This is a genomic window from Burkholderia sp. SRS-W-2-2016 (assembly GCF_001931485.1).
In the GTDB taxonomy this organism is placed as follows: domain Bacteria; phylum Pseudomonadota; class Gammaproteobacteria; order Burkholderiales; family Burkholderiaceae; genus Paraburkholderia.
Genome location: NZ_MSDV01000023.1, coordinates 49,082 through 62,788, shown reverse-complemented (window position 1 = coordinate 62,788; position 13,707 = coordinate 49,082). Strand labels below are relative to the sequence as shown.

The 13,707-nt window shown below is 64.9% G+C and carries 12 protein-coding genes; 5 read left to right on the top strand and 7 right to left on the bottom strand.

The window, feature by feature from the left end:
- Positions 1 to 75 precede the first annotated feature (75 nt).
- The 3 genes from BTH42_RS11030 to BTH42_RS11020 all read right to left on the bottom strand — a co-directional run bounded on the left by BTH42_RS11030 (position 76) and on the right by BTH42_RS11020 (position 2,791).
- Positions 76 to 1,563 (bottom strand): SulP family inorganic anion transporter, encoded by a 1,488-nt coding sequence (locus tag BTH42_RS11030; RefSeq protein ID WP_075299037.1) that lies wholly within the window; start codon positions 1,561 to 1,563, stop codon positions 76 to 78.
- A gap of 84 nt (positions 1,564 to 1,647) precedes the next feature.
- Positions 1,648 to 2,238 carry a carbonic anhydrase gene (locus tag BTH42_RS11025; RefSeq protein WP_075299035.1) on the bottom strand — a complete coding sequence of 197 codons (591 nt, stop codon included), beginning with the start codon at positions 2,236 to 2,238 and terminating at the stop codon, positions 1,648 to 1,650.
- A 172-nt stretch (positions 2,239 to 2,410) separates the two neighbouring features.
- Entirely contained in the window at positions 2,411 to 2,791 is a 381-nt protein-coding gene (locus BTH42_RS11020; RefSeq protein ID WP_075299033.1) for a DUF4148 domain-containing protein, read from the bottom strand.
- A 386-nt stretch (positions 2,792 to 3,177) separates the two neighbouring features.
- Here BTH42_RS11020 and BTH42_RS11015 point away from each other — a divergent pair, with 386 nt between their 5' ends.
- A complete protein-coding gene (locus BTH42_RS11015) occupies positions 3,178 to 3,867 on the top strand; it encodes a heavy metal response regulator transcription factor (RefSeq protein ID WP_075299031.1) in 690 nt (229 codons plus the stop codon).
- On the top strand, positions 3,858 to 5,270 hold the full coding sequence (locus BTH42_RS11010; RefSeq protein WP_143752010.1) for a heavy metal sensor histidine kinase: 1,413 nt from the start codon (positions 3,858 to 3,860) through the stop codon (positions 5,268 to 5,270). Before BTH42_RS11015 ends, BTH42_RS11010 begins: the two co-directional genes overlap by 10 nt.
- A gap of 58 nt (positions 5,271 to 5,328) precedes the next feature.
- Here BTH42_RS11010 and BTH42_RS11005 read toward each other — a convergent pair whose 3' ends face one another.
- The gene (locus tag BTH42_RS11005) at positions 5,329 to 6,759 is read right to left on the bottom strand and encodes an MFS transporter (RefSeq protein WP_083654740.1); all 1,431 of its coding nucleotides are present in this window, start codon (positions 6,757 to 6,759) and stop codon (positions 5,329 to 5,331) included.
- 390 nt (positions 6,760 to 7,149) lie between these two features.
- Here BTH42_RS11005 and BTH42_RS11000 point away from each other — a divergent pair, with 390 nt between their 5' ends.
- A complete protein-coding gene (locus tag BTH42_RS11000; RefSeq protein WP_075299029.1) occupies positions 7,150 to 8,247 on the top strand; it encodes a porin in 1,098 nt (365 codons plus the stop codon).
- 9 nt (positions 8,248 to 8,256) lie between these two features.
- Here the strand turns inward: BTH42_RS11000 and BTH42_RS10995 are convergent, their stop codons facing one another.
- Together BTH42_RS10995 and BTH42_RS10990 are read right to left on the bottom strand one after the other, a co-directional pair.
- Positions 8,257 to 9,282: a LysR family transcriptional regulator gene (locus BTH42_RS10995; RefSeq protein ID WP_075299027.1), complete on the bottom strand. Its 1,026-nt coding sequence runs from the start codon at positions 9,280 to 9,282 to the stop codon at positions 8,257 to 8,259.
- Positions 9,279 to 10,277 (bottom strand): AraC family transcriptional regulator, encoded by a 999-nt coding sequence (locus tag BTH42_RS10990; RefSeq protein WP_075299025.1) that lies wholly within the window; start codon positions 10,275 to 10,277, stop codon positions 9,279 to 9,281. Before BTH42_RS10990 ends, BTH42_RS10995 begins: the two co-directional genes overlap by 4 nt.
- A 240-nt stretch (positions 10,278 to 10,517) precedes the next feature.
- On the opposite strand from BTH42_RS10990, the gene BTH42_RS10985 reads away from it, so the two are divergent.
- Both BTH42_RS10985 and BTH42_RS10980 read left to right on the top strand, forming a co-directional pair.
- The gene (locus tag BTH42_RS10985) at positions 10,518 to 11,621 is read left to right on the top strand and encodes an NAD/NADP-dependent octopine/nopaline dehydrogenase family protein (RefSeq protein WP_075299023.1); all 1,104 of its coding nucleotides are present in this window, start codon (positions 10,518 to 10,520) and stop codon (positions 11,619 to 11,621) included.
- Complete coding sequence (locus BTH42_RS10980) at positions 11,618 to 12,679, top strand: 3-hydroxybutyryl-CoA dehydrogenase (RefSeq protein ID WP_075299021.1); 1,062 nt, start codon at positions 11,618 to 11,620, stop codon at positions 12,677 to 12,679. The genes BTH42_RS10985 and BTH42_RS10980 overlap by 4 nt, the downstream gene beginning before the upstream one ends.
- On the opposite strand, the gene BTH42_RS10975 is transcribed toward BTH42_RS10980, so the two are convergent.
- Positions 12,616 to 13,527, bottom strand: coding sequence for a LysR family transcriptional regulator (locus BTH42_RS10975; RefSeq protein ID WP_075299019.1), 912 nt, complete (start codon positions 13,525 to 13,527; stop codon positions 12,616 to 12,618). The two genes, BTH42_RS10980 and BTH42_RS10975, sit on opposite strands and share 64 nt — an antisense overlap.
- Between the last annotated feature and the right edge of the window lie 180 nt (positions 13,528 to 13,707).

Below are 13,707 nucleotides of genomic sequence, written 5' to 3'. Positions count from 1 at the left end.
TAGGCGGCCAGCTGGTGGATCGCAGCGTTAACGGCCAAAGCCGCCGGTCTCCTCGCGAAGAACCGGCGGCCACATTCAACGGTATTGAACCGACACACCGCGAATCGTCGACTCCACCGCAAAGCGATCGATCACGTCCTTGACCTCAGGATCGATAAACTCCGCGCGTCGATAATCGACCACCAGTCTGGTGTTGTCCGGCACATGCGCGAGCCGCTCTTTCAGTCCGACCGCCACCGCGAACAGCGCGTCCTTGCGGAACGACAGCAGCATGTGATCGTCGTGCTCGACCATCGTGAACGGCCGGCGGATATTGATCAGCAGAACGAACACCAGACTGCAGATCACACCGAGACAGATCCCGATCAGCAGGTCGAACACCAGTACGCCGCCGAGCGTGAACAGGAACGGCACGAACGACACCTTGCCCTCGCGCGCGACGTGCACGAACAGCGACGGCTTCGCGAGCTTGATACCGGTGGCGATCAGAATCGCCGCGAGGCTTGCCAGCGGAATCAGGTTGATCAGCCCGGTAAGCAGAAACACGCTCGCCAGCAGCAGGATGCCGTGCACGATCGCCGCCATCCGCGTCTGCCCGCCCGCGCTCACGTTCACCGAACTGCGCACGATCACCGAGGTAATCGGCAGCCCGCCGAAAATGCCGGCCACCATATTGCCGACGCCCTGCGCCTTCAGCTCCTGATCGGCCGGCACCTTGCGTTTGGCGGGATCGATCTGATACAGCGCTTCGACACTGAGCAGCGTTTCCAGACTCGCGACGATCGCCAGCGTGACCGCGAGCTTCCACACGTCGAAGCTGAACAGCTGCTCGACGCGCGGCAGCGAGAAGCCCGCGAACAGATCGCCGACCGACGACAGCGACGGCAACATCACCCGATGCTCGGCCGGCGGCGCGAATTGCGGCGCGCTCGAATTGAGCAGCAGCACGGTGACGATGCCGAGCGCGACCACCACCAGCGGCGACGGAATCAGCCGCAGAATGCGCACGCGTTTGATGGCCGGCTTGTCCCACACCATGATCAGCGCGACCGACACGACCGCGATCACGCACGCGACGATCGACACCTGGCCGAGCGGCGTATCGATCATCCCGCCAGGCAGCGCATTGACCGGCGTGTCCGAAATACCCAATGCAACCGGCAGCTGCTTGATGACGAGCAGCACACCGATCGCGGCGAGCATCCCCTTCGTGACCGACGCCGGCACGTAGCCGGCGAAACGGCCGGTTCTCAGCATCCCGAAGCCGACCTGCAGCAGACCGGCCAGCAGCACGGCGACCATCAAGCCCTGGAAGCCGCCGACCCGCTCCATCCCGGTCACGACGATCACGATCAGGCCCGCGGCCGGACCGCTGACGCTCAGTTGCGAACCGCTGAGCAACGCCACCACCAGTCCGCCGATGATCCCGGCCAGCAAGCCGGCGAGCGGATCGACGCCCGACGCATTGGCAATGCCGAGACACAGCGGCAACGCGACAAGAAACACCACCACTCCCGCAAAGCCATCCTGCGGCAGCGTCGTCAGATACTTTTTGAAACTCAATTCATTCTCCCAACATGTTCTCGGTATAACGCGCAAACAAAAAAAGGCACACCCGCGATGCGGGTGGCCATGGGTGCGCGGACTTCATTCGTCGGTGGGGTCGAGCACCTTGATCAGGCCGCTACGGGTATCGAAGATCCAGCCGTGTATCTTCGGCGGCTGCGGCGCGTCGCGGATGACCTCCATCTCGTGCAGCGAGCGCACCTGTTCGAGCACGTTCAGCTCGGCGAGGCGGTTGGTCTTCGCATCGACGTCGGCCAGCCGGTCGAGCTCGCCGCCGCAGCGACAGGCTAGTGTCCGCAACGGCCCGATGCGTCTGCCGACATGCGGCAGTTCGTCCGGCGCCGGCAGCAGCGACGCGCGCACGCCGCCGCAGCCGTAGTGGCCGCATACGACGATCTCCTCCACCTGCAGCGCGACGACCGCGTATTCGATTACGCTCATCGCGCTCGGATCGTCGGGCGACACGATATTGGCTATGTTTCGATGTACGAATAGATCGCCGAGACCGGAGCCGGTCACGGATTCCGCCGGCACCCGGCTATCCGAGCAACCAAACCACAGCACCCGCGGCGACTGCCCGCGCGAGATCCGGCCAAACAGCGTAGAGTCGGCGAGCGCGGCTTCGTACGCCCATACCTTGTTCTGCGCCAGCATTTGCGTTGAATATTCCATCGCGTGATTTCCTGTGTGTACAGCGGGTAGACAAACCATCCGCACGCGGTGCGAGCGCGCGCGGATGAACCCGAAAAAAAATCCAGCGGCGGGCGTCGAGCGGACCCGCCTGAGTGAACCGACGATCCGTCAGTAGCGGGCCTCACGATCGAACCTCGCGGCCGCCGGCAAATCAGGAACCGAAGTAGACGTTGCAGTAGCTGACCGGTCCGACGCAATCGTCGGTACGGATCTGCGAGCGGCCCGACTTCGGCATCACGGCCTTCGGCGCACCGGACTGACTGGTGCCGTGCGCTTCAGGTCCTTCGCCGCTGGTCGCGGCGGTGGCCGCGGCCGCGGTCTTCTCGCTCGTCTTCTGCTGGTACTGATGCTCGTAAATGCGTGCGATATCCGGGTACGATGCATCCGAGACAGCCACCGTCCAACCATTTTTCTGTGCTTCGACCAACTCCTGATAAACCTCTGCTCGAGTCTTCGCGAAACTCGGGTCCGCGAATGCGGTTTGGATGGAAGCACCGGCCAGAACAATCGCAATTACCAGTTTGGCATTCATATGTTTCTCCACTGAATGAGGCACCGGGGCGGTACCACTTGGGACTATTCTGCCGAGCACTCTCCGCGTCGTTCTGACATGAACATGACTTTTACGTCATCAAGCGAAAGTCCTTTATCTCAAAATTAATCGACTCACGTGCGACCCAATATCTCGAAATAACCGCGTTTTTCAACAGTGCGTTTCATATGGAACTATTCTCATAATCACGCGGTCCCTTTAAGCTGAGTCCTATACGGAGGCGCTTATTTGCGCATACCGTCGCGATGCAACCCGAGTTGTAGTCACCGGCGGTTCCCCTCCGTTCCATTCATCCCGCTGTAATTGCAGGTGCCTGCGTGCTGGTTATCGGCCGCGCAACAACCTGTTCTCTGTTCGACAACAATATGAAAATTCTGATCGTGGAAGATGAAGCCAAGACCGGCGCTTATCTGAAAATGGGGCTGACCGAAGCCGGATTCGTGTGCGACTGGGCCGAAGACGGCATTACCGGTTTGCATCTATTGAAAACAGAGGAATACGACCTCGCGGTACTCGACGTGATGTTGCCCGGTATCGACGGCTGGACCGTTCTCGCCGAATTACGCAAAACACATCGCACGCCGGTACTCGTGCTGACCGCGCGCGACGAAGTCAGCGACCGCGTGAAGGGCTTCGATATCGGCTGCGACGATTACCTCGCCAAGCCCTTCGATTTCGCCGAGTTGCTCGCGAGAATCCGTTCGCTTCTGCGCCGCGGCAATCAGCACGGCCTCGAAACTTCGGTGCTGCGCGTCGCCGATCTCGAACTCGATCTCGTGCAAAGAAAAGCGCGCCGCCAGGGCGCGCCGATTCTTTTGACCGCGAAAGAGTTTTCGACGCTGTGGCTGCTGATGCGCCGCCAGAATGAAGTACTGCCGCGCTCGCTGATCGCATCGCAGGTGTGGGATATCAACTTCAACTGCAATACCAATATCGTCGATGCGACGATCAAGCGGGTGCGCGCGAAGATCGATAAAGACTACGAACCGAAGCTGATTCACACCGTGCGCGGGATGGGCTATGTGCTCGAAGACCGGAGCGAAGTATGCGTGTGACGGGCCGTTTCGTTCCGCGCACGCTGCGCGCGCGGCTGGCCATTCTGTTCGCGCTGACCACCTCGGCGATTTTCGCGTTGAGCGGCCTCGTGCTGTACAAGGTGCTGGACCGTTCGATCACGGTGTCGTCGGAACAGGCGGTGATCAACAATCTGAACAGCGTGATCGTGCGCCTCGAACACGACGTGCCGGCCGAAGCGATCGCCGAAAAGGACCACTCGATCTACATCCCGTCCGGCAATGAAGAACACACGGAACTCGCGATCTATGACCACAAGGGCAACCTGCTCGCGTCGAGCGCGGGCTACCTGCCGTACGCGCCCGCACTCGCGGCGAAAGCGCGAGGCACCTCCGAAGTCATCGCGGACAGCGCGGGCGCGCGGCGCTATGGGGTGGCTGAAACCCAGGTGCCGGCGGACCGTCAGGACGCGCTGCGGATCGTCGTCCAGCACGACGTGACGCAGGAATGCGAATTCCTGCGGCGCTCGGCGTTGTTCATTCTGGCGGTCGTGCTCGCGGCGTCGGCGGCAGCGGCGGTGATCGCGTGGCAGGTCGCGTCCGTCGCGTTGCGGCCGTTGCGCAATTTCGCCAGACAGGCCGACGAAATCTCGTGGAACCGGCTGGCGTGCGCGTTGCCGAAGGACGACATGGCCGGCGAATTGAGCGAACTGGCCGAGTCGTTCAACCGGATGCTCGCGCGTCTCGATCACTCGTTCACGCAGCTCGCGCAGTTCTCATCGGATCTCGCGCACGACATCCGCACGCCGCTCACGAATCTGCTCGCGTCCGCGCAGATCGCGCTCGCGCGGCCGCGCTCGGCCGAGCAGTACCGCGAAGTGATCGAGTCGGGCGTCGAGGAGTATCAGCGGCTCTCGAATATGGTCAACGACATGCTGTTTCTCGCGCGGGCCGACAGCAAGCAGCAGCGGCTCGACCTGAGCCGCGTCGATGCGGGCGCGCAGATCGACGCGATCGCGCGGCTCTATGAACCGATGGCCAACGACGCCGGCGTCGCGATCGAGGCGCACGGCGCCGCGGATTTCGCCGGCGACGAGCGGCTGGTGACGCGGGCGATTCACAACCTGCTGTCGAATGCGATCACGCACGCGCCGGCCGGCTCGGTCGTCACGATCAGCGGCGAGAATCGCGGCGAGCATGCGGTGCTGTCGGTCGCCGACACCGGTCCGGGGATCGGCGCCGAACATCTGCCGCGCATTTTCGACCGCTTCTATCGGGTCGATCCGGCGCGCCACAATCCGGGACTCGGCAGCGGTCTCGGCCTCGCGATCGTCAAGTCGATCATGGAAAAGCACGGCGGCAGTTGCCACGTGAACAGCGAGCCCGGCGTCAGGACCGTGTTCACGCTGTGCTTTCCGCGCGAGCAGCAGCTCGCGCTGAGCTGATTTCCCGCACGAGTCGCACGAGTCGCACGTGTCGCCCGAGTCGCGCGCGGTTCACGCGTTACGCGTGCCGGCTTTCCCGTTCGATGCTCAGGCGGAACTGGCGGCAGCCGAACCACAGCAGCACGGTCGCGAGCAGCGCGGCGATAAGGCTGACCACCGACATCGACTGACCGACCGCGAGCGGCGAGCCGAACACCTTGTCGGTCAACAACGCGACCAGCGTCGTGCCGGCGCCGAGACCGATCAGGTTCGAGATCAGCAGAAACACCGCTGAAATCTGCGCGCGCATCTGGTTCGGCGCGAGCGTCTGCATCGCGGCGGTCGAGGTCGGCATCGGGAACGACGCGAAGAACATCGCGATCACCAGCAGCGTCAGCGACGCACCGAGGCTATTAACCTGCGTGAACGCGGCGGCCGGCAGCGCCATCGCCGCCGCGCCGATGCAACCGGCGAGCATCGGGCCGTCGCTGCGGCCGCGGCGCAGCAGCCAGTCGTTCAGCCAGCCGCCGCAGAACACGCCGGCGGTGTTGGCCACCAGCAGGATCGTGCCGAGCGTATAGCCCGCTTCCACCGGCGACATCCCGAAGCGGCGGATATAGAACGCCGGCGTCCAGCTCATCAGGCAGAACAGCGTCATCGCGTAGAACGAAAAGCCGAGGTAGTGGCAGAAAAACGTTTTGCCGTGCGAACGGATAAAGCGCGCGGAGTCGGCCAGCGACACGCGCCGCGCGTTGCCGCTCGCGTCCTGCACGAGCCCTTTGCGCTGCGGATCGCGCACCGTCAGGATGAACAGCAGCGCGACCAGCAGACCCGGCAAGCCGACGATAAAGAACGTCACCTGCCAGCCGTGCACGTCACCGACGATCGGCAGCGTCACCATCGACGCCTGCTTCAGCAGCGCAATCACATACCCGCCGATCAGAAACGCGATCCCGCCGCCGATAAACGAGCCGAGCGAATAGACGCCCGCCGCGCGGCCGAGCTTCTCCTTCGGGAAGTAGTCGGCGAGCATCGAATACGTGCCCGGCGACAGCGACGCTTCGCCGACGCCGACGCTCATCCGCGCGATAAACATATGCACGAAGTTCTGGCTGATCCCGCACGCGGCGGTCGCGACGCTCCACAACGCGATGCCGGTCGCGATGATGCGCGGCCGCGCGAAGCGGTCGGCGAGATACGCGAGCGGAATGCCCATTACCGCGTAGAACAGCGAGAACGCGAAGCCGTGCACGAGACTGAACTGCGTATCGGTCAGATGCAGATCGCGCTTGATCGGCTCGATCATCAGCGCGAGCACCTGGCGATCGACGAACGAAAAGATGTACGCAAGCATGCAGATCAGCACGACGTACCACTCGTACGCGTAACCGCGCGTGCGGGCCGGGCTGGTTGCAGTGGGTGCGCTCGCTGCACTCGTTGCACTCGCTGCACTGATTGCGCGCGGCGCGCTACTCGCGCTGGCGGGTGGGCTGGCGGTGGGGTTCGTCATCGCAGGTTCTCCGGTGTATCGATCTTTTGTTGTGACTGCGAACCAGCGTACGCAAACAAATTTCCGCAACAAAGGTGGCTGTGCCCTTGTTCATACAGGGGCAATTACCGAGCCGGCTAAAGGTTTTACCAGGCGCCCGCGCGGCAAGCCACGGCTACACGGGCTTTCACGGCTTATATGCATGTCGCGATCACGCGTATCAATCGCATCTATAAGTGATATGCGCCCGCTTTGATCGACGGCCGATATTGGCGTTTCTAGACTCGCCCCGGTTTTATCTGGCAAACCCTCATGCACCACGCGGGCTTTGCCGGCTGTTCGACAAAAACACGCGCTTCGCGGCTTTTTGTGTGCGAGGCGACGATCAACGATTCTCGCCGGGACGACAGAATGACCAACTGGAAGTGGTGTATTTCGCTGGTGGGCATGGCCGCGGCCATGCCGGCGCTCGCGCAATCGAGCCTCACGCTTTATGGCCGGATCGATACGTCGATCGAATTCGTGAACTTCGGGCCCAATCACGTTGCGCGCATCGGCGGCGGCAATCTGTTCGCGAATCAATGGGGCTTGAAAGGCATCGAGGATCTGGGCGGCGGCTATGCGACGATCTTCAAGCTCGAAAACGGCTTCAATTCGGCGAATGGCGCAATTAGCGGCAACGGCGCGCTATTCGGCCGCGAGGCATGGGTCGGACTGACCGGGCCGTTCGGCGGCTTGCAGGCCGGCGAGACCTATACGGTGCTCCACACTTCCCTGGTCACCTACAGCCTGCCCGGCTATGGCGCCGGTCTCGCGTGGGGCAATGCGGCGAACAACTTCGTGCTACCGACTTTTCTGCGCACCAGCAATACGCTGCGCTATACGTCGCCGCGGCTCGCCGGCTTTCTGCTGCGCGCGACCGCGTCGCGCGGCGCGAATGGTGCGACCAATGTGCCGTCGACGCTCGGCGACAGCTATGGCGCGGGCATCAACTACGGGAACGGGCCGCTGTCGATCGATATCGATTACATGCAGCAGAAGTTCAGCACCGCGTCGGCGGCCGCGTTGTCGCCGACGAGTCCAACCGGCACCGGCAACTACGTGCTCGGCGCGATCTCGTACGACTTCGGCTTCGTGAAGCCGGCGTTCGTCTATCTGCGCCATCGCGGCGGCCCGGACGTGACGACCGCGGTGACCAGCGCGTTCTCGAACCCGCACAACGACTTCTTCGAAGTGAATGCGACAGTGCCGATCGGGCACGCGTCGCTGCTCGTGAGCTACGGCCACTATCACAAGATCGCCGACAGCGAAGGCAATGCCGATTCGTACGGACTGCGGCTCGACTATCCGTTGTCGAAGCGCACCGTTCTTTATACCGGCGCGGCGATGGTTCATAACGGCGAGCACGCGGCATTCACGATCAATGGCGCGGGCGGTGGCGGTGTGGCCGTGGGCAAGCCGGGGGCCACTGCCAGCTCGATAGTGGCCGGCGTGCTGACGTCGTTTTAAAGCCGCGGGTTAAGCCTTCGACGCCGGCGGCCGCAAATTAGGCGGAATCGCGAGCCAACTGTCGTACGGCTCGCGTGCGCCGATCCGGAACAGCTCCATCAGCAGCGCGCGCAGCCAGCGGTGCCCCGGGTCCGCGTCGAAGCGCCGATGCCAGTACGCGCTGACCGGCCATGTCGATGCATTGGCGATCTCGAACGCGGCCATTTCGCCGAGCGGCGCGAACGCGCGCGCAACCGTGCGCGGCAGGATCAGCGCGTAATCGCAGCGATAAAGAATCGCCGGCACCACCATGAAGTTCGGCACCGCGACCCGCACCCGCGACGTCAGCCCGTGTTCGTCGAGCAGCGCGCTCGCCTGCGGATGCGAGCTGACCGAGATGAACTGCAACGCGGGCGGCACCGTCGCGTCGAGCACGAACCGGTCGGTCAGCTCGTAACGCTCGGCGACGCGGCGCGGCATCATCAGCACGTAGCGCTCCCGCAGCAGTTCGCAGCTATGAAAGTGGCTGAACGCCTGCGGAAAATTGCCGAGCGCGAAGTCGATCCGGCCCGATTCGATCGCGCCGTTGAACTGGCTGTCGTCGATCTGCAGCGTTTCGATCACGACGCCGGGCGCGCGCTCGTCGAGTTCGCGCAGCAGCGTCGGTAAAAACGCGCTCTCCGCAAAATCGCTCATATACAGGCGGAACGTGCGCCGCGAGCTGGCCGGGAAAAACTGCGCGCCTTCGTCGAGCACCGCCTGCAAAATCGACAGCGAGCGCTCGATCGACGCCGCCAGCCGCTGCGCGCGCGGCGTCGGTTCGACCCCGCCGCCGGTACGCACGAACAGCGCGTCGCGAAACAGCAGCCGCAGCCGGCCGAGCGCATGACTGACCGACGGCTGCGTGATGCCCAGGCGCAGCGCCGCGCGCCCCACGTGCTTCTCCGCGTACACCGCGTTGAAGGTCTTCAGCAGGTTCAGGTCGAGGTCCTGTACGCGTAACGCGCCGTCGGGTTCGTCGCCCGGGCGCGGCAGCGAGTCGCCGGCATTGCTCATGACGACGCTCGCGACGACGACGCGCCGCGCTTCGCGGTCGCCGAAGGAGGCTGGCCGTAACGGCGCGCATACGCTTTCGCGAAGTGGCCGAAGCTGTGCACGCCATGTTCGAGCAGCACGTCGGTGACGCTGCGCTGCGGGTTCTGTTGCAACACCCGGTGCACGGCTTCGATCCGCCGCTCGCGGATGTACTCGGCCGGCGACACGTCGAGAAACTGGCTGAAGCCGTTTTGCAGCGTGCGCGGCGATACGCCCACCGACTGCGCGAGCGTCGCGACCGACAGCGGCTCGCCGAGATGCGCGTCGATATAGTCGCGCGCGCGTTTGACGTGCGCGGGCAGCGGCGGCTTCGCGCCGCGCGCGAGCGCGTCGCTGTACGAATGCGGCAATTGCAGCAGCAACAGCGTAGCGAGCCACTGCGTGAGTTCGGGGCCGAGCAGGCTGTCGCGCGCGCTCGCGTCGATCTGCTCGCACAGGTTGCACAGATAGCGCAGCGTCGAATGAAACGCGGCGGCGCCGCTGTGCGCGCGGCCCACTTCGAGATCGAACACGAGCGGCTGGCGCAGCGAGCTTTGCAGCATGTCGGCGAGGCGCAGTTCGAGCGCGGCGCGATCGACCCGCAGCAGCAGGCTGCGGCAGTCGGTGTCCGTGCTGATGCGGCTCGCGCGCGACGGCGACGACACGCTCAGGCTGCCCGCCGACAGCGACACGCGCTGGTTGCCCGATTGCAGCTCGCAATGACCGGCGAGCGTGCTGCGAAACAGGAAGTGATCGTCGAGTTCGCCGGCATCGATCCGGGTCGCGCGGCCGTAGCACAGCTCCAGCAGACTTGCGCGATGCAGCGGCACCCCATACAGCTCGGCATGCAGCGGCTCGTGGCCCGCCACTTCCATCCGGTGCTCGCAAAGCAGCTTCGCGACTTCGCGTTGGACGTCCTCGCGCGCGCGGGTCGCGCCGAGCCGGTTGCTGTGTTTGCGCGGAATCGAAATTTCCATCGTTCAATGGCCAGAAGAAAAACGGCGAAATGCCTCACGCATATCATCGGTTGACCAAAATGTCCGCGCAAGAACGGATTGACCCGCATAGCGCGGTTCGCCCGGGCGGCACTCGCGGATCGCGCCGCTTGCGGCCCCCGCGATTGCGTTGCCGCTGTTGAACAACGTTTGCGCGTGTTGAAGTGCGCGCGCCGCGCCGCCCGCTTAATCTCGACGCTACCACTGGATAAGGAGCGAACGATGAAGGTAAGCGTACTGGGCGGCGGACACGGCTGTTTCGCGGCGGCCATCGACATGCTGGAAAAGGGTCATGACGTCACGTGGTGGCGGCGCGATACGGACGCATCCGCGCGGCTGCGCGAACTCGGCGAGCTGAACGTGAAGGACTGGCGCGGCACGCGGCGCGTGCCGGTCGGCGATGCGCGCGGCGCGATCCATCTCGCCGACGACCTCGGCAGCGCGGTACGCGACGCGCGCCTGATCGTGATTCCGCTGCCGTCCACCACGCACGAAGCGCTCGCGCAACAGCTCGCGCCGCTGCTCGCCGATGGCCAGGTCGTGTATCTGCCGCCGGGCACGTTCGGCAGCTATGTGTTCGCGAAAGCGCTGGCCGACGCGGGCAATCGCGCGAACGTCGCGTTCGCGGAAACCGGCACGCTGCCGTATCTGGTGCGCCGTCACGGCGACAACCAGGTGGTGATCAGCGCGTACGCGACCCGTTTGCCGACCGGCGTCTTGCCGGCAGCGGCGGCCGAGTGGGCGTTTCCGGTCCTGAAGGAAGGCTACCCGAGCGTCGAGCCGATCGAAGACGCACTGAGCGGCGCGCTGATGAATGCCGGTCCGGTGATCCATCCGCCGCTGATCATGATGAACGCGGGACCGCTCGAACATTTCGAAGCGTGGGACATCCACAACGAAGGCACCCAGGCATCGATCCGCCGCGTGACCAATGCGCTCGACGCCGAACGCATCGCGGTGCGCGAAGCGCTCGGCTACGCGGCGCCGCATTTTCCACTCGCCGATCACTACGCGAGCGACGGCGACGAATGGATGTACGGCCGCGGCGCGCACGGCAAGCTGACCGACAGCGGCGACTGGCGCGAGAAGATCGACCTGAAGGCGCATCGCTACATGCTCGAAGACACCCGGCTGGGTCTGTCGCTGATCGTGTCGGTCGGCCGCTGGGCCGGCGTGCCGACGCCGGTCGCGCAAGGACTCCTGAGTATCGCGAGCGCGGTCGCGGAGCGCGATCTGTATCGCGAGGGGCGCACGCTCGAAAACCTCGGGCTCGCGTCGTTGTCGCGCGATGCGATGCGCGAGCTGCTGAAGCGGGGGCTCGCATGACGACGCGCGCCGTTCAGCCCAACCATGTGCATGTGCTCGGCGCGGGTCGCATGGGCCAGGGGATCGCGCTCGCGTTTGCGTTCGCCGGCCTGCGGGTCACGCTGATCGATTTCAAGCCACGCGACGACGCCGCGCGCGCGGCGTTCGCGAAGAACGCGCTCGGCGAGATCGAGCGGCAATTGCGCTCGCTGGTCGAATTCGGACGGCTCGACGCGGCGCAGGCCGCCGACACGCTCGCGCGTGTCGAGGTGGTCGATCGTGCCGGCGCCGAAGCGGGTCTCGTGAACTGCGAGGTCGTGTTCGAAGCGGTGCCCGAAGTGATGGACGCCAAGCGTGAAGCGTTCGCATGGCTGTGCGCGCGGGTCGGTAGCACGGCGACGATCGCGTCGACCACGTCGACGTTTCTCGTCACCGATCTGCATGAACTCGTCACGCAGCCGCAGCGCTTCATCAACGCGCACTGGCTCAATCCCGCGCATCTGATGCCGCTGGTCGAGATCAGCCGCAGCGAGATCACCGACCCCGCCGTGGTCGCGCGACTCAAGGAACTGTTGCGGCGCGCGGGCAAGGCGCCCGTGGAGTGCGCGCCGGCGGCCGGTTATATCGTGCCGCGTCTGCAGGCGCTGGTGATGAACGAAGCCGCGCGGATGGTCGAGGAAGGCGTGGCCAGCGCCGAGGATATCGACACGGCGGTGCGCACCGGCTTCGGCTTGCGCTTCTCGGTGCTAGGCCTGCTCGAATTCATCGATTGGGGCGGTTGCGACATTCTCTTTTACGCGTCGCGCTATCTGGCCGGCGAGATCGGACCGCGCTTCGAACCCGCGGCGATCGTGTCGCAAAACATGGAACAGGGCCGCGATGGAATCCGCACCGGCGAGGGCTTCTACGATTACGCGGGGGTCGATGTGCCGGCTTACGTGAAGCGCCGGCTCGGCGAATTCGGCGGCCTGCTCGATCATCTCGAACTCGCGCCGCGCTATCAGTCGGCGCTGGCTCACGGCGACGCGACACCCTGCTGCTCCGCGGCCTCGGCCACGAACGCATCCAGCAGCCGCTGAGCCGGCACCGTCAGCGGCGCATCCGCGCGATACAGCGCGTGGATCGTCGTGCTCGGCAACGCGTCGGCGATCGGCAGCTCGATCAGATCCATCGCCGGCCCGTGCCGATCGAAGAAGCCCTTCGGCATGATGCCGACCACGTCCATGCGCGGCATCAGCGCGAGCAGCGTCGCGAACGACTCGCATTCGAGCCGCACCTTCGGCGTGCCCGCGAACTCCGTCTCGTAGCGCAGATTGCGCGGATCGCCGGGACCGCCGGCGGGGCCGCTCAATACCCAGTCGGCGTCGGCGAGCGCCGCCAGCGACGTCACGTGCGCAAGCGGATGACTGCGCCGCGCGGCGATGATGATGCGGCTATCGAATAGCGGGTGCACCAGCAGATCGCGCCCGAACCCCTCCATCGGCAACGGCCCGAGCGCGATATCCAGTTCGCCGGCGCGCACCTGTTCGAGCGCGCGCGGATAGAGCGTGTCGCGCACCCGCAGTCCCACTTGCGGCCAGCGCACGCTGAAACGCGCGAGCGCGCCGGGCGCGAGCAGAATCGCCGCGACCGGCGACACGCCGATCGTCACCTGCGCGTGCGCGTGCCGCAAATGCCAGTCCACTTCCTCGCGCGCGCGTTCGATCTCGCGCAGCGCGGTGCTTGCGCGCGCGGCCAGCATTTCCCCCGGCGCCGTCAGCCGCACGCCCTTCGGTGAGCGCAGCACCAGCGCCGCGCCGAACTCTTCTTCGAGCTGACGCAGCGCCTTGGTCAGCGCCGGCTGCGTGACGTTGAGCAGGTCCGCCGACGCGCGCAGGCTGCCGGTCTGCGCAATCGCGAGCAGTAAATGAAGGTGTTGCAGACGCACCAGGGTATCTCCGAGGGGGTGATAACCCATGGTAATCGAGTTGATTTAATGTGAAGCGATTTTTCTCGCGGCCGCCGCTACGATGGGTTCACCACCACGCCGCGCCCTTTTCTTCATACGTAGTAGCAGACCCGCGCGGCGCTTTCCCCAATACCCTCACCCCGGGAGCGTCAAGTGCGG